The 17,559-nt window shown below is 42.5% G+C and carries 9 protein-coding genes; all 9 read left to right on the forward strand.

From position 1 onward, the window contains the following. Positions 1-5: 5 nt before the first annotated feature. Genes GPS65_RS19885 through GPS65_RS12495 form a run of 9 tightly spaced genes read left to right on the forward strand, consistent with a single transcriptional unit; the run spans position 6 to position 17,545 of the window. Positions 6-1,901, forward strand: a complete 1,896-nt coding sequence (locus GPS65_RS19885) for a condensation domain-containing protein (protein WP_420797198.1) — start codon at positions 6-8, stop codon at positions 1,899-1,901. Beyond that, positions 1,898-3,439: a serine hydrolase domain-containing protein gene (locus GPS65_RS12460; protein ID WP_119124516.1), complete on the forward strand. Its 1,542-nt coding sequence runs from the start codon at positions 1,898-1,900 to the stop codon at positions 3,437-3,439. Before GPS65_RS19885 ends, GPS65_RS12460 begins: the two co-directional genes overlap by 4 nt. Then, on the forward strand, positions 3,402-4,382 hold the full coding sequence (locus GPS65_RS12465) for a C39 family peptidase (RefSeq protein ID WP_144473353.1): 981 nt from the start codon (positions 3,402-3,404) through the stop codon (positions 4,380-4,382). Before GPS65_RS12460 ends, GPS65_RS12465 begins: the two co-directional genes overlap by 38 nt. Next, on the forward strand, positions 4,379-5,089 hold the full coding sequence (locus GPS65_RS12470) for a thioesterase II family protein (protein ID WP_012009171.1): 711 nt from the start codon (positions 4,379-4,381) through the stop codon (positions 5,087-5,089). The genes GPS65_RS12465 and GPS65_RS12470 overlap by 4 nt, the downstream gene beginning before the upstream one ends. Then, positions 5,086-5,943, forward strand: a complete 858-nt coding sequence (locus GPS65_RS12475; protein WP_012009172.1) for a 3-hydroxyacyl-CoA dehydrogenase family protein — start codon at positions 5,086-5,088, stop codon at positions 5,941-5,943. Before GPS65_RS12470 ends, GPS65_RS12475 begins: the two co-directional genes overlap by 4 nt. Positions 5,944-5,957: 14 nt before the next feature. Then, entirely contained in the window at positions 5,958-7,013 is a 1,056-nt protein-coding gene (locus GPS65_RS12480; protein WP_012009173.1) for an HAD-IIIC family phosphatase, read from the forward strand. A 27-nt stretch (positions 7,014-7,040) separates the two neighbouring features. Beyond that, positions 7,041-7,310 carry an acyl carrier protein gene (locus GPS65_RS12485; RefSeq protein WP_012009174.1) on the forward strand — a complete coding sequence of 90 codons (270 nt, stop codon included), beginning with the start codon at positions 7,041-7,043 and terminating at the stop codon, positions 7,308-7,310. Next, positions 7,297-8,439, forward strand: coding sequence for an acyl-CoA dehydrogenase family protein (locus tag GPS65_RS12490; protein WP_119124517.1), 1,143 nt, complete (start codon positions 7,297-7,299; stop codon positions 8,437-8,439). The genes GPS65_RS12485 and GPS65_RS12490 overlap by 14 nt, the downstream gene beginning before the upstream one ends. Positions 8,440-8,458: 19 nt before the next feature. Beyond that, positions 8,459-17,545, forward strand: coding sequence for a non-ribosomal peptide synthetase/type I polyketide synthase (locus GPS65_RS12495; RefSeq protein WP_144481931.1), 9,087 nt, complete (start codon positions 8,459-8,461; stop codon positions 17,543-17,545). Positions 17,546-17,559 lie beyond the last annotated feature (14 nt).

Genomic DNA, 17,559 nt, shown 5'->3' on the forward strand with positions numbered 1-17,559 from the left:
GTGAAATTGAACTTGCACTGATGGCACTTGAAGAAGTTGATAAAGCAGCTGTTATTGATCTCACCGATGAATCTGGAGACAAACAGCTGGCTGCCTATATTGAATTAAAAGAAAAAAACATGACGTCCTTTTTACTTAGAAAAAAATTATCAGATCAACTTCCAGCGTATATGGTACCAGCCTATTTTGTTGTACTAGACGAGCTTCCGCTCACTCAAAATGGAAAAATCAATCGGACGGCACTGCCTGATCCATTGCTGTCTCAAGTGGAAACAGCTGTTGAGTGGTCCAAGGAAACAGCGGACATTGAAGAGATCATATTAGATACAGCAAAAGACATCTTAGGGCATGAAACAATCGAACCGGCTGATCATTTTTATCAGCTTGGCGGAGATTCCATTAAAGCAATTCAATTTATAGCGAAGTTAAAAGACAAAGGACTCTATTTAAAAACAAAGGATCTTTTTACTTATCCGATTTTTAGAGAAATGGCACAAGTCGTTCAGCAGGAACCTGTCATACATATCTCACAAGAGCAAGCTGTGGGTGATGTGAAATCGATCCCAATTATCGAATGGTTCTGGTCCCAGCGGTTAAAAGATGAACATTTCTGGCATCAATCCATCATTGTTCATTCAAAGAAAAAGATGAATGAAACCATCTTGCAGGAGGCTTTCAAAGAGCTCGTCATTCACCACGATGGACTAAGGTTAAAAGTACATGAGGCAACAAACACACTCTATTATGATGAAGACATTCATGAGATTCCACTGATGATACACGATTTCACGGCGCTGTCAGAAGAGAATGTGGAAGAAGCGTTACAAGAAGTAGGATATCAGATCAAGCAAAGGACTCATCTTTATCAGGGACCGTTGATTCAGGCTGCGCTTTGTCAGTCTCATTCTCAATCACATCTCATCTTTGCCGCCCATCATCTATTAGCTGATGGTATGTCTTGGCAAATTCTTGTAGAGGATTTGATTCAATTATTGCATGCAGAGAACGTAACGGCAGAAGTGCTTCCGTCTAAAACCCATTCCTATCAAACATTTGCTGAGCAGGTGAATCAGTATGCAGGATCAGAGGGTGTAAAAGAGTCGATCAGCTATTGGCAAAAAACGGTGCAGAATATTCAGCCGCTGTATCCAATTTCCTCAAATGAGGGATATGTCAAAGACGAAGTCAAATTAACCAAGGCATTATCAGGAGAACTCACGAATCAATTGCTCAATCAAGCAAACCAAGCGTATCAAACGCAGCCGCATGAACTGTTAATTTCAGCTTTGACGCAAGCCTGTTATCAGCAAACGAATCGAGAATGGATTTCTTTGGAATTAGAAGGTCATGGACGGGATGCAGTAGAGGATGAGATCGATGTATCTAGAACGTTCGGCTGGTTCACCACCATGTATCCTGTGAATGTCCGTGTGTCTGAATCTCTTTCAGAACACATTCGCGTTGTCAAAGAGACGATACGTGAAGTGCCGAATAAAGGTGCAGACTATGGGCTGTTGTCACTCATCAATAGGCAGCTTCCTCCTCATTCAGCACCACAATTACGCTTTAACTATCTAGGTGAAATTGATCAAGTGCTTAGACAATCATCTAATTATGAGATGTCTTACTTTACATCGGGGATTGACTCGTCATTGGATAATCCATTAACAACCGTCATCGATTTGGTCGCTACCATCAAGGGCGGTCAGCTAATTTTCCATCTTTCTTTCAGCGAAAAACAGCTGTGTGAAACAGACATGACGAAGCTCTTGCAAGCGGTAGAAAAGCAAATTGAACGTCTTGTACAGCATTGCTTAGAGAAAGAAGGAATCGAATTTACACCGTCTGATTTTGAAACAGTGGATATGTCTCTTGAAGAAATGGATTCATTATTTACATGAGGAAAAATCAGCGTGTTATCTATCTTTCATTTTTATTAGCAATCTTATGGATATCCAGCTTTGCTGGGGAGATATATGCAAAAGAAGTGATTTCGCCTAAAGCCATTGATCAAGTGATAGAGGAACAGAAGGAGCTTGGACGCATTCCAGGCATGTCCGTTGTGATTGTGAAAAAAGACAAAGTGGTGTACCAAAAAGGCTATGGTTATGCGGATCGAAAGAAAAAGAAGCATGTGACAGCCAGCACTTTCTTTGAAATTGGATCTACATCCAAGGCGTTTACCGCTCTTGCGATTGTGGAGTTAGAGAAGCAAGGAAAACTTCATGTAAAAGATCCGGTGAGCAGCTATATTCCAGGTTTTTTTCCAACATACAATGGAAAGCCTCAGCGTCTAACGGTGGAGCAATTAATGCATCACACAAGTGGCATTCCCTTTCAATCCATTGCGCTTATCCAGCCTGATACGACAAAGGATGCGTTGAAAAAAACAGTTGATCAACTGAAATCAATCGAGCTTAATCGTAAGCCAGGCAGTTCTTTTGAATATGCGACCATCAACTATGATGTCCTTGGTCTCATCATTGAACATGTAACCGAGACATCGTATGAGGCTTATATGAAAAAACTGTTTAAAAGGCATCATCTTGACCAAACGGAGGCTGGGCCAAAACGGATAAAATCTGGTTCTGTCTCAGAAGGATTTAAACTACAATTCCTTGCTCCGCATGCTTATGAAGCACCAGAATATCGAGGCAACACCCCGGCAGGCTATATTGTGATGAATAGTCAGGATGTGGGGACGTGGCTGCAATATCAATTGACCGATTCAACTTGGTCTCGTTTTGTCATTAATCCTGATCACCTAACTGTGAATGTGCCAGAAGAAGGGAAGCATGTCTATTACAATGCCGGCTGGTATATAAAAAAGGCGGATAAACAGGTAGACTCGCTTTTTCATGCAGGCTCTAACCCAAACTATTCATCATTTTTTCTGATCCATCCAAAAGAAGAGATTGCGATCGGAGTGTTAGCAAATATGAATAGTAGTCATACAGAGCAAACGGCACGTCTTATTGCAAAAACGATCACAGGTACAAATGAAGAAGTGGAGTCATCAATGGACCCTTTTCAGCTTATTGATCAGTTGAGTCTTGGTGCCACATGTCTTTTCATTTTGCTGCAAATAGTGTCTATCGTTCGTTTTATGAAGTGGAAAAAGCGTGTGAAAAACGGTGCTTTCGTTCGCAGGGACATGTCTCTTGGCGTCTGGCTGAAAAGTAGTGGCTGGGTACTGCTGCTAATCGGAATATTGCTCCTGCCAATGATTGTTGCGCAGCTAGCCTTTAATGGCCTGCCTTGGAAAATGACTTTTGTATGGGGACCTTCCTCTCTCATTGAATTAGCGATTGCTTATTATTTGTTTTTCATGTGGTTTTGTACGATTGGTTTCATCAAAGGATTTATGGTGACATCTCCTGCTGGAAAGAGAGGAAAAAAAGATGACCGTCAAACAGATTTCGGGCATTCATCCTTATAATGATTTGTTTTATCGCAGCTGTTTCTTCAATTGCTTTTTTCCAATTGTGAAGCTGCATGATCAAGAAGTTGCTCCATACTTATTAAATGATCAATTTGTCTACGGGATTACAGAGAACGGCTTGCTACAGATTGACTGGATGTCGGCACACGATCCAGAAAAGATTATGAATTTACAAGGCATTCAAGTGGAAAAAGTGACGTATTGTCCCAACCTCATTGAAAAGGTCAAGCAAGATGTGACGAGTGGCCGCCCGGTCATTGTATGGGTAGACCCTTACGTTCAGCGAGGCAGAAAAGAGTATTTGACAACACATAGCCGTCATTCCATTTTAATCACAGGTTTCGATGAAAATCAGCAAATCTTTCACGTATTAGAGAATCGACATTTAGATAATTTGTCTTATGAGCATCAAGTGCTGTCATTTAAAGATGTACAGAAAGGGCATGACACCTTTCATGAGCATTTTCAGCCGAATGATCAATTTCATTCTTATGCGGCCTTCTACTTTGATTCAGACAAGCTTTCGACTGAATTATTTAATCGAAAAACGACTTATTTCCTGAGAAATATGCATGGTCAGATAGACGAAATAGAAAAAGGAATCACAGCTCTTGAAACATTTTATGAGCAGTTTTCGCAATGGGATGATATCGACAAGCTCGTGGCGTCTTTCAATCAGATCATGAATACGAAGAAAGTGGAGCTGTATCGACTGAACCTCATCAAAGACGATCTACCTGAGCTAGTGGAATGGATGGAACGTATTTTAGCAGAATGGGAGAAAGCAAGACATCAGGCAGCAAAACTCCTTTTTTCAGGTGAGATGTCTAGTAGGTACCAAGCCAATATTAAAGCTTCTTTAGAACAAATCATCCATGACGAAACACATTGGCTAGAAGCGTTGGCAATCAAATGCAAAAGGGAGTGTGGCGTGTCGTGAAATTATTTTGCTTACCGTACGCAGGTGGAGCAAGTACCGTATTCAGTACGTGGAAATCTTATATAGACCGGTCAATAGAAATTCATGCCCTTGAACTCCCTGGGCACGGGACAAGAATGACAGAGTCTGTGCTCACCGATTTACAGCAGGTCGCAGATGATCTATATGACCAGGCTTCCTCCTCTTTAAAAGAAGGAGAGCCCTATGCAATTTTCGGTCATAGCATGGGAGCCGTCCTTGCATATGAATTACAAAAAAGAATGCAAACAAGGTTAAACAGAGAGCCTGTCCATGTCTTTTATTCTGGGCGCTTCCCACCACATATTCCAGAAAAGAAAGTCTATCATCAGCTGTCAGATTCCAAATTAAAAGAGGCGATCATTGCGATGGGAGGCGTTCCTGAGGAACTTGCTGATAACCATGCAGTGCTTGATTTCTTTCTGCCGATTTTAAGAGCAGACTTTCAGCTTTTGGAGACCTATTTGTGTGAGGAAGTCGTTCCAGCTGCTTGTCCAATTTCTATTTTTTATGGTACGCGTGATTTGCCTTCTGTGCTGTTCGATTTAGACGATTGGGATCAATATACAAGCGAAGATTGTGCGTTTTTCGAATTCGATGGAGATCACTTCTTTATTCATTCATTAACAAATGAAGTCGTAGAAAAAATCAATGTCATTTTAAAGCGAATTGGAGTGTTGGAGAAATGAACACGAAGCACGTAGGTGTGATAGGAGCAGGTGTCATGGGGGCTGATATGGCATTAGACCTCTCAGCAAATGGCTATCAAGTCACATTAGTTGATGTCACAGAAGAAAAGTTAAACGAAGCGCTGGAAAAAATCAAGAAGACCTATCAATTGGTTCAATTTGTGAGAAAAAAGAAAATCTCATTGTCTTTAGAAGACGTCTTGTCTCAAATTCAGCTGTCAACTTCACTTGAAGGCTTACATGACGCGCATATCATCATTGAAAATGTGACGGAAGATTGGGAGATTAAAAAACCTATTTATGAAGAGCTACGAGATATTTGTGCGAAAGAAACCATCTATTTTGTAAACACAAGCTGTATCTCCATCACAAAGGTAGGGTCCCTTATGCATCATCCTGAGAATGTGATTGGGGCGCACTTTATGAACCCTGTTCCTCTTAAAGCGTTAGTTGAGGTCATCAGAGGAAAAGCCACTTCTGATGACACAGTGGAAACGGCAAAAGGTTTCTTGAAATCGTTTGATAAAACACCAGTTGTGGTGCATGATTTTCCGGGATTTGTTTCCAACCGTGTGCTGATGCTGACAATCAACGAAGCGATTTGGGCGGTGCAAGATCAAGTTGCCACGCCAGCGGATGTCGATAAAATTTTCCGCGGAGGTTTTGGTCATAAAATGGGACCACTTGCGACAGGAGACTTAATTGGGCTGGATACGATTTTGAATTCATTGCTTGTTTTATACGAGAGCTACAAAGATCCGAAGTTCCGTCCATGTCCTCTGCTTGTCAAAATGGTTGATGCAGGCGAGTACGGCAAAAAATCAGGCAAGGGCTTTTTCCAATATGACATGTGAGAGGAGAATAACCAATGGCTAAGCAAATCAAGTGTGTTGTCTGGGATTTAGATCATACATTATGGGATGGGATTTTACTTGAGTCAGATGAAGTGACGTTAAAACCATCGATGAAGGAAGTACTAACAGAGTTAGATGAGCGTGGCATCCTTCTTTCTATAGCAAGCCGGAATGATGAAGCAGCCGTCATGGAAAAGCTTTCTGCCTTCGGAATCGACCATTTCTTTCTCTATCCAGAGATTCATTGGAATGCCAAATCTAGTTCATTAGAGAGAATCAGTGAGCGCCTAAATATTCATAAAGATACCATTCTCTTTATTGATGATCAGCCATTTGAACGAGAAGAAGTAAAGGCAGTTCATCCAGAGATTACGTGCTGGGATGCAGTGGATTATCTGTCATTACTCACTGATGATCGCTTGCGTCCAGTCTTTATCACAGAAGATGCTAGACGACGCAGAAGAATGTATTTAGAAGCGGACAAAAGGCAGCAGGAAGAAGAGAAATATGAAGGGCCGCCTGAGAAATTCTTAGCGTCTTTACAAATGAAATTCGTGATATCAGAAGCAGGAGAACAAGACCTTCAGCGCGCTGAAGAATTGACCGTTCGTACCAACCAATTAAATGCGAGCGGGAAAACCTACGATTATGAAGAGCTTGATTTCTTCCGTCAATCAGATTCCCACTTGCTGCTTGTCTGTGAACTTGAAGATAAATTCGGTTCCTATGGAAAAATTGGACTCTCATTAATAGAAGAAACAGGTGACACATGGCATGTCAAACTACTGCTGATGTCTTGTCGCGTCATGTCTCGTGGTGTCGGGACCATCTTACTTACAACGATTTTGCAAGAAGCGAAAAAGCGAGAAAAGCGGCTTGTGGCTGATTTTAAACAAACGGATCGAAATCGCATGATGTATATCACATACAAGTTTGCGAATTTCAAAGAGATTGAGAAGGGGGAGGATGGCTATATCTTGTTTGAAAATGATTTAAGCATGATTCAGCCTTTCCCAGAATACGTAGATGTCAATATTGAATTAAATCAGAAAGATCCAGCCAAACAATAAAAAAGCGAAAAGCGAGGAGAATAAAACATGAACCTACACGAACAAGTAAGAGCCTATATCGAGCAAAACCTAGTGGTATTTGATGAGGAAATTGAGCTTGGAAATGATGATCATATTTTTGAACAAGGCTTTGTGAATTCTCTATTTGCGATGAAACTAGTGAACTATATCGAACATGACTTTCAATTCAAATTAGATAACGAAGACCTCGACATTGCTCATTTTAGTACGGTCAATCGCATTGTCGCCTTAATTGAGAGAAAACAACAGGGGGCGGCTCTTCATGAAAACAGCTGAACAAACGATCAATGCCGTTGAAGACATTCGCCAGTATTGCGATGAATATATCCGTCCGTTTGCCAATGAATTCGATGAGACGGAACATTTGCCAGAGTCACTGATTCGAGATATGGCGAAACGAGGCTACTTGGCAGCAGGTATCCCGTCTTCCTATCAAGGGCTAGGGCTTGATCCAATCGCATATGGACAGTTCACAGAACAAGTGGGAAAAGCTTGCTGTAATGTACGGACATTATTGACAGTGAATTCACTTGTAGGAGAAGCCATTCTTCGTTATGGAACAGAAGAGCAAAAACAAGGTTGGCTCGTTGACTTAGCCAAAGGAGAAAAAATTGGAGCTTTTGCTTTGTCAGAACCGAATATTGGTTCAGATGCCAATCATGTTGAAACAAGCTATCAAAAGGAAGGGCAATCCTACGTATTAAATGGGAAGAAAAAGTGGATTTCCTTTGGAGCAATTGCCGATTTCTTTATTGTGATTGCAAGAGACGGTGAACAAGTGACGGCATTCCTTGTTGATCGAAATCAGCCCGGTGTAGAGATTGAGAGGATTACGGGAATGATGGCGAACCGAGCGTCATATTTAGCGGAAATCACCCTCGATCATGTCCATGTGAATGAATCCTCTGTCTTAGGACCAGTTGGGGGCGGATTTAATCATGTGGTGTCACTCGCATTAGACCATGGAAGATACAGTGTCGCATGGGCAGGGCTTGCCATCGCACAGGAAGCCGTTGATTCTCTAGTCACGTATTCGCGTAAAAGAACACAGTTTAATGAAAAATTGTACAAGCATCAAATGATCAAAGGCATGATCGGAGATGCGGTGACCCAGCTCCATGCAGCGAGAGCTTTATGCCTAAAGGCTGGGGAAATGAGAGAAGCGAATCATCCTGATTCGATCACAGAAACATCTATTGCAAAATATTTCACCTCTAAAATCGCCGTTGACATTACAAATACAAATGTCCAAATTCATGGCGGAAGTGGATTTAGCCGGGAAAACTCAGCTTCAAGACTATATCGTGAAGCAAAGGTGCTTGAAATTATTGAAGGGACTTCGCAAATTCAGCAGCAGGTTATTGCTAACTATGGTTTACGCCATTATTTCGTGAAACATTCTTAGAGAGAAAGGAGATGATCCCATGGCTTTACAGCCGCAGAAGCTGGATAAACAGAACATTGAAAATATGTTAGGTGTCACTACGATTCAAGAAGGATTGCTGTTTCATCATTTAATGGAACCGAACGGAACAGCTTATTTTGAACAACTGCTGATCGAAATAGACGGACCGATAGATCGAGACATGTTTGAACAGTCATGGACGAATGTCACCAAACAGCATGAAATGCTTAGAACATTGTTCAGATGGCAGGAGCTCGCAAGGCCAGTACAAATTGTGCTGAAGGAGCATCAGCCAGACATTCGTTATCGTGATTTGACACAAGCGAAGGAGCCTCTTCATGTGCTGAAAGAAGAGGTGACGGCACAGAACCGTGAAGAACGCTTTGATCTGCAGGAAGTCCCATTTCGCCTAACGTTATGTGAGGTGAATGATGAAGTCAGCTGGGTTCTCATTAGCTTCCATCACATTTTATTGGACGGATGGAGCCTTGGGATTGTATTAAGCGATTGGATGAGTGCATATGAACGCTTATCGAATGGGGACAAACCTCTTCTTGAACAAAGGCCGTCCTACAAATCCTTTGTTAAATGGCAGCAGAAAAACCTTCAGCAAACAGAAGCACAAGCCGCCTATTGGAAAAGTGTTTTCAACGGCTGGAGTTATTCAGAACTGCTTCCGAAGTCAAGCGGCGCGTATGAAGAGTCAGAGTCTTTTCATAAATATGAACATCAAGTGGATACTTCCATTGCGGAGAGCTTGAGCAAATTCACGAATCAATATGATGTGACACTGGCATCTGTGATGTATACGCTGTGGGGAGTTCTGCTATCTAAGTACGCGAACCAAGATGATATTGTCTTTGGGACAACAGTATCAGGGAGAAATGCGGATGTCCCTCATATTGAAAAGATGACTGGATTGTTCATTAACACATTACCGCTACGAGTCTCATTCGAACAGGAGCGGCCTATCCTTGAACAGATGCAGGAAGTGAGCCGTGAGATCGCTGTAAGGAATGAATATGAACATACCCCGCTATCTGACTTAAAGAAATATGCAGGAATGACGGCAGAGCAATCATTATTTGATTCAATCGTCGTCATTGAGAACTATCCACTAGATCAAATGCTCACGAAAAACGATCAGCCAATTCGTATTCGTGGATTTGAGATGACTGAGCAGACAGAGTTTGACCTGACGCTTAGTGTTCAGGCGTTTGATGATCAGCTGCACTTTTCATTGGTGTATAACCCCGTCAGCTTTTCAGCTGAGCAAATTGAAAAGTGGTGTCAGCATTTTCTTCATCTCCTGTCTGATGCATGTGCTCATCCGCACAAATCTGCTGCTCAACTACAGCTGCTATCAGAAGAAGAGAAAGAAAAGCAGTTAGCTGTCTTCCAGCAATATGGCGGAGCAACCTCTAGCAATGAGCCAACCGTGATTGATCTATTTGAAGCACAAGTAGAGCGAACGCCAGCGGCAGCCGCAGTTGAGTTTGGCGATACGAAGGTTACATATGAACAACTCAATAAGAGAGTGAACCAGCTCGCACATTATTTACAAAACAAAGGGGTCAAACAGGAGCAGCGTGTCGGCATTTTAGCAGAGCATTCCATTGAAATGGTCATATCATGCTTAGCGATCTTAAAAGCTGGTGGTGCATACGTGCCGATTGATCCTGAATATCCTCAGGAACGAATAGAATATCTATTAGAAGACAGCGGAGTAGAATGGCTCTTAACTCATCCAATAAAAGGGCTCACCTATGCCTATCATGGAGAAAAAATTGATATCACGCAGCCGGATCTATATACCGGACCATCAGACAACTTGGCAGAAGCCATCACCTCAGAACAAACAGCCTACTGCATTTATACATCAGGAACGACCGGAAGACCAAAAGGAGTACTCATTCATCATCTTGGCTTAGCCAACTATATTGATTGGGCGAAGCAAGTATATGTTCGAGGAGAAACAAGGCATTTTGCTTTGTATACCTCACTGTCCTTTGACTTGACGGTTACTTCTATTTTCACACCGCTCATTTCAGGAAATACCATCATGATTTATCACCATGAAAACCGGCAGTTGCTTGTCGAAGACATCATAAAAGACAATCGCGTACATGTGATGAAACTGACACCATCTCATTTACAGTTTATTAAGCATTTGTCTTTCCCAGACAGCCAAATGAAATGTTTCATTTTAGGCGGAGAACAGCTGGAAACATCTTTAGCGAAATCCATTCAGCAGTCCTTCCCGCAGCCAATTGAAATTGTGAATGAATATGGACCAACTGAAACGGTCGTTGGCTGCATGATTCATCGATATGACCAAGACCTTGATCAAGACGTGTATGTACCGATTGGAAAGCCTGCACAGCATACAGATATTCTTCTGTTTGACAGACATATGAATCTTATGCCGGAAGGAGCCGTCGGTGAATTATATATTGGCGGAAAAGGTGTCGCAAAAGGCTATTTGAATCGCCCAGAACTAACCGAAGAAAGGTTCGTCGATCACCCTTTCCAGCCAGGTGAAAAAATTTATAAAACAGGTGATGCAGCGCGCATTCTCCCTAATGGACTCATTCAATTTTTAGGTCGAAATGATGATCAAGTGAAGCTGAGAGGTTACCGGATTGAAACAGGTGAAATAGAATTTTGGCTGAATGAACAGCCAGAAATAAAAGCAGCAGCTGTTGTTGTAAAGCCAGATGTTTCTGGTACACCATGCTTGACCGCATATGTTGTCACGACAGCCATACTTGATCAAGCGGCAATAAAACAAGCGTTGACTGATCAGTTGCCTGATTATATGATCCCTACTCACTTTGTTCAATTAGACGATATGCCACTGACTGCTAATGGCAAACTAGATAAACGAGCTTTACCTGCGTTGAAACAAGCGCAACAAACGAAAAAACAGGCGGGCTCTGACCATCTTTCTGATACGGAGAAGGTCATCCAAGACATTTGGAAAAAAGTCCTCGGCTTAGATGAGGTAAGTGTCCATGACAAATTCTTTGACATTGGCGGGCATTCACTCAATTTGATTCACGTCAATCAACAGCTCGCTAAGCAATTGAATCAAAGCATTCCAATGGTCGAAATGTTCCGCCGTCCAACGATTAGAGAGCTTGCCTCATATGTAAGCGGAGATGCAGAGCAGGTAGCGGCAGACACGCAGTCTGTAAATCAAAAGATAAGAAAAGCCAATGAGCCGATTGCCATTATTGGAATGGCTGGTAAATTCCCAGGTGCGAAAAATGTTGAGGCATTTTGGCGAAATTTGAAGAATGGAGAAGAATCAATTTCCTTCTTTTCCGATGAAGAACTTCTTGAAGCAGGTATTGATCGTCAAACCTTTGAGCGATCCGATTATGTGAGGGCAAAAGGTGTAATTGATGGACCTGATTTATTTGATGCATCCTTCTTCGGCTATTCGCCAGGTCAGGCAGAAATGATGGATCCACAAATACGCCTCCTGCATGAGTATGCCTATAAGGCGCTGGAAGATGCGGGGTATGTCCAAGAAGATTATGCGGGTAAGGTCGGCTTGTTTACTGGGTCCACATCGAACTTCCAATGGATTCAGCGTTTTGCCTCTTCCCTTGATAGCAGTATGTCAGAGCTGTTTGAAGTGGGTTCACTCAATGATACGTATACCGTAAGTACAAGAATTGCCCATAAATTGAATTTGAAAGGACCGGCGCTCACGCTGCAAACCGCTTGTTCAACTTCTTTGGTCGCTTTGCATTTGGCCTGTCAATCCATTGCGAATGGTGATTCAGATGTAGCGCTTGCTGGAGGTGTGTCGATCCTGCACCCAGTGAAATCAGGCTACGTTTATCAGCAGAACATGGTGAAATCAAGCGATGGCCATTGCCGCGCCTTTGACGATCAAGCAGATGGAACAGTTGGCGGAGATGGTGTTGGTCTTGTTGCTTTAAAAGCACTTAGTGAAGCCATAGAAGATGGTGACCATATTTATGCGGTCATTAAAGGCTCTGCCATCAACAATGATGGTGATCAAAAGGTTGGTTTCAATGCTCCAAGTGTTGAGGGACAGACACGTGTCATTCAGGATGCCCTCCATCAAGCAGATGTTTCACCAGAGACGATTGAATATGTGGAAACACATGGAACGGGCACATCACTTGGTGATCCGATTGAAATAGAGGCGCTCACAAAGGCCTTCGACACAGAGAAAAAACAATTTTGCCGTATTGGGTCTGTGAAAACCAATATTGGACATTTGGATGCAGCAGCAGGAGCAGCTGGCTTGATCAAAGCTGTGCTTTCGCTTGAGCATCACACTTTTGTACCTAGTCTTCACTTCAAAAAAGCCAATGAAAACATTGCATTTGAACATAGCCCTTTCTTTGTCAATACTGACCTGACCGACTGGAAGCAGCCAGCTTCCCATTTGCGGCGGGCTGGGGTGAGCTCATTTGGAATGGGTGGAACGAATGCACATGTCATATTAGAAGAAGCACCACAAAGAGATCGTCAGCAAATGCCTCGTTCTGCTGAGCTTCTTGTTCTTTCAGCAAAGAGCAAAACGAGCTTGGAACGAATGAAAGAAAAACTCGCAAGTCAGATAGAAAACACGCCTTCTATTAATTTGGCAGATGCAGCCTATACGCTGCAAACAGGAAGACAACCCTTTGGTTTCCGTCAGACATTTGTTGCGGCAAGCAGAGAAGATGCTTTGCGTGTATTAAGGGAAAAGCAAGGCAAGGGCATTGGAAAGCTCATGCATTCGCATGTGGAGAAACAAAAGATTGTTTTTATGTTTTCTGGACAAGGCAATCAATATCTCAATATGGGATTAGATTTGTACCAGGAAGAGCCTTACTTTAAACAGCAAATGGATGCTTGTTTTCAAGCATATGAAGAAGCAACTGGGCGAAGTCTTGCTCGTATTCTGTACCCATTAGCGGCTGAAGCAGAAAAGGCGCGTGAACAATTGGCAAGTACTCAATATGCACAGCCAGCCATTTTTGCCATTGAATATGCCTTATCCATGCTTTTCATTGAATGGGGCGTTCGTCCTGATGCAATGATCGGTTATAGCTTTGGAGAATTAACGGCAGCCGCCATATCAGGGCTATTCAGCTTAAAGGACGCAATGTCCATGGTCGCCTATCGTGCAAATGCGATGCAGTCGTCACCAGCTGGCGTCATGATGAGTGTTCCATTACCTGAGGCAGAGCTAAAACCGATGCTTCCAAAAAATATTTCTCTCGCAGTTGTCAATAATTCATCATGTATCGTGTCAGGTCTTGAAGAGGCGATAAGTGAATTTGAACAAGAGCTGAAAAGCAACAGATTGATGTGTATGCGATTAGGCGGAACCATTGCCGCCCACTCACATGTCATGAAAGAGGCAGCGGAGCAATTCGGAGAAAAATTAACGCATATGAAAGCCAAGTCGCTTCGCATTCCATTCATTTCGAATTTGTCAGGAGATTGGATGACAGATACGAGTGCGAAAGATATGTCTTATTGGAAAAGACATATGACCGATACAGTTCGCTTTGCTGAAGGCATCACAAATATTTTACAAGAGGACAATATTCAATTAATTGAGATAGGGCCAGGACAAGATCTAAGCGTGATGGTCAACCGGTCGCTGAACGGCCTGAACCAGCATGTATGTCATGTGTTAAGGCATGCAAAACAAGATGTGACAGATACGGAATTTTTACTTGGTCAAATGGGACGCCTCTGGACAAACGGATTATCCATTGATTGGGACAAGTTCCATCTAAACCGTCAGCCGTGGAAAATACCGCTGCCAACGTATGCGTTTGATCAAACCTCCTATTGGTATGATGCAGCAGATCGTGTGAAACAAGAAAAACCAAAGCAGTCTGGACGAAAGCAGCAAATGGATGAATGGTTCTATACCCCTCATTGGGAAGCGGATCTTTTACCTTGCGTGCCATCAGAAGATACGTCTGACGGAGCCTTGCTTTTGTTTGCAGATCCATCTGCATTTGGAGAGAAGGTTGCGGCTGAGCTCCTGATGAAACGAAGCGAGTCCGTAGTGGTTCGTAAAGGAAATGATTTTACGAAGCATGACGAAAAAAGCTATACCATTCGGTCACATGAGCCATCTGATTATGAAAGGCTCATATCAAATCTAGTAGATGACAAAATTAACGTGTCAAAAGTTTGTCATCTAAGGGGGCTTTCAGAAAGACTGCCATCTCAAACGGAAGAAGAATGGGTGAAACAAACGCAGCAAGATAGTTATTACTCCTTGCTTTATATCGGCCAGGCACTGAAAAAATATGTGGACCAAAAGGTATCAATCACAGTTCTTTCCTCATTGACGTATGCCGTTGGCGGTGAGCCTGTACTTTATCCTGAAAAAGCGGTCCATTTAGGACCTGCCATGGTGATTTCACAAGAAACACCGAACTTACGTTACCGCATACTTGATATTGATCGCCCAGTGGAAAATGGGGTTCAAGAAAAGAGATTGCTAAGGCAGATAAGCGATGAGCTAGATCGAGCGTATGGACAACTTCTCACTGTCTATCGACGAAATAAGCGATATGTGAAAAAGTATGCGAAAGGTTCAGTTCCCGAAATGGGACATGCTCAGTTGGCTAAAAAAGATGGTGTGTACATTTTAATTGGCGGACTTGGGTTTATTGGATTGAATATCGCTCAGACTTTGGCTGAACAAACGCAGGGAACATTGATCTTAACGAGCAGGTCTGGACTCCCTGATAGAAGCAAGTGGCAAGAATGGCTAACTACACATGATGATCAGGATCCAACAAAGAAAAAAATACAAAAAGTAATGGCACTGGAAGAGACAGGTGCAGATGTTCTCATTCAGAAAGTAGACGTTCGTCACAAAGAAGATATCCTGCAATTGATCCACACAGTGGATACGTCATATGGGCAAATCGATGGTGTGATCTATGCAGCTGGAGTGACAGGCGACCAATCTTTCCAGGTGATGGAGCAAACAGATGTTACTTTTTCGGAGCCGCATTTTGAAGCGAAGATGAATGGTGTACTTCATCTTGATGCTGCTTTAGGTGATCGATCCCTTGATTTCTGTTTTGTCCTATCATCTTTGTCACCGATCTTGGGTGGACTCGGTTTTACAGCCTATACAGCTGTGAATCATTTCATCGATGCGTACGTGTATGAACGCAATCTACGTTCAGAAACACAATGGTCTGTCATTAGCTTTGACGGCTGGGAATTTGAGCAGGGGAAGCAGCTTGATCTTCCAATCGGAGATGATGTCACGGAAGCGTTAATTACAGAAAAAGAAGGAAGAATGATCTTTGAACGATTGCTTTCACTGGATCAAGTTGAACAAATGGTGATTTCGACAACATCTTTACATGATCGTATTCACCGATATGTAGACCGTTTATCGCTTGAGGAAGAGAGCGGCAGAGAGCATGAACAAGATGGCAACTTGTATTCTCGGCCAGCGCTTTCCACAAATTATGCGGCACCAGAAACAGAGCTGGAGAAAGCATTAAGCCAACATTGGCAAGCTTTCTTTAAGATTGATGAAATTGGTATAGATGATCACTTTTTTGAAATGGGTGGAGATTCTCTAAAGGCAATTACCTTTATTGGCATCATTCATCGTGCATTTAGTGTAGAGCTGACGCTGCCACAATTTTTCCAAATCCCTACGATACGATTAATGGCAGCATACATCGATCAAGCAGATACTGCTGCTTATCATGCGATTGGAAAAGCCGAAGTGAAGGAGCATTATCCTCTGTCGTCTGCCCAAAAACGGTTGTATCTCATGCAGCAAATGGATGTAAACAGCACAGGATACAACGAGTTTAAAGCGGGACGAATCAAAGGGAAACTCGATATTAGCAGATTGGAATGGGCATTTCAGCAGCTTATTAAGAGACACGAAAGTTTGCGGACTGCTTTTGTACTAGAGAATGGTGTCCCTTATCAAAAGATTGAAGAAGAGGTACCATTTGCAGTCACCTTATTTGACCTCACTAACGGATCAACACAAGGAGCTGAGGAAGAGCAAAAACAAGTGATTGAACAATTTTTGACTGCCTTTACATTAAGTGAAGCCCCATTGATGAGAGTCGGTGTGATGAAACTGGCAGAAGAGGAATTCGTGCTCATGCTGGACATGCACCACATTATCTCAGACGGTCTTTCTCAAGATATTTTGGTCAATGACTTTATGCAATTATATGACGGCAGGACGCTTGAACCTCTCGCTCTGCAATATAAAGATTTTTCAGAATGGCAAAATGACATGCTAGCATCAGAAGCACTGAAAGAATCGAGTGATTACTGGAAAGGTCGGTTAGAGGGTGCCCCGCTACTTGACCTGCCAACAGATTTCGATCGACCAGAGGTGAGACAATTCCGCGGCGGACATTATACATTCCGTATAGAAGAAGCGGAGCTGAACGTGTTTAAGCAGGTGATTTTAAAGGAAGACGCCACACTGTTTATGGGCTTGTTAAGTGTATATCATATTTTGCTTCATAAATTAAGCGGACAATCAGATATCACGGTCGGGGTTCCGGTGGCAGGGAGAAAACAAGAGGAGCTGCAGCAAGTGATCGGTATTTTTGTCAATATGCTGCCACTTCGTTTGTATCCTAAAGCAGAGCTGACGTATCAGCAATTCTTGCAGGATGTGAAAGCACATGTAGTTGATGATTTCGGACATCAAGACTATCAATATGAACAAATGGTTCAAGACCTCCAGTTAAGCCGGAGTGTCAGCCGGAATTTATTGTTTGATGCAGTGTTCGCCTTGCAAAATATGAATCAGCCAGAACTGAAGGTAGGCGGCTTAACCTTTAGTGATTATCCGTATGAGACAGGAACGTCACGCTTTGATTTACTTTGGATTGCGTATGAGCAGGAAGACGGTCTTTCTTCAACGATTGAATATAATACTGAGCTTTTCACAAAGGAAACCATCGAGCGGATAGCGGGCTTGCTGAAAGACATCATGCGGGCTGTTTCAGTAGATGTTGTAAGAATAGAGGAGATCGAACTGACTTCTTCATTCCAGCAATTAGATGACGTATCTCTTTTCGAATTAGATGACTTGAAAATATAAGTAAAGAGGTGAAT

Origin of the sequence: Bacillus pumilus (assembly GCF_009937765.1) — a bacterium.
GTDB classification, from domain to species: Bacteria; Bacillota; Bacilli; order Bacillales; family Bacillaceae; genus Bacillus; species Bacillus pumilus_O.

Bases quoted from the DNA above. Each gene is read 5' to 3' on its own strand.
- GPS65_RS12465 (WP_144473353.1), top strand. From the start codon at position 3,402: ATGACCGTCAAACAGATTTCGGGCATTCATCCTTATAATGATTTGTTT.
- GPS65_RS12480 (WP_012009173.1), top strand. From the start codon at position 5,958: ATGGCTAAGCAAATCAAGTGTGTTGTCTGGGATTTAGATCATACATTA.
- GPS65_RS12495 (WP_144481931.1), top strand. From the start codon at position 8,459: ATGGCTTTACAGCCGCAGAAGCTGGATAAACAGAACATTGAAAATATG.
- GPS65_RS12490 (WP_119124517.1), top strand. From the start codon at position 7,297: ATGAAAACAGCTGAACAAACGATCAATGCCGTTGAAGACATTCGCCAG.
- GPS65_RS12485 (WP_012009174.1), top strand. From the start codon at position 7,041: ATGAACCTACACGAACAAGTAAGAGCCTATATCGAGCAAAACCTAGTG.
- GPS65_RS12475 (WP_012009172.1), top strand. From the start codon at position 5,086: ATGAACACGAAGCACGTAGGTGTGATAGGAGCAGGTGTCATGGGGGCT.
- GPS65_RS12460 (WP_119124516.1), top strand. From the start codon at position 1,898: ATGAGGAAAAATCAGCGTGTTATCTATCTTTCATTTTTATTAGCAATC.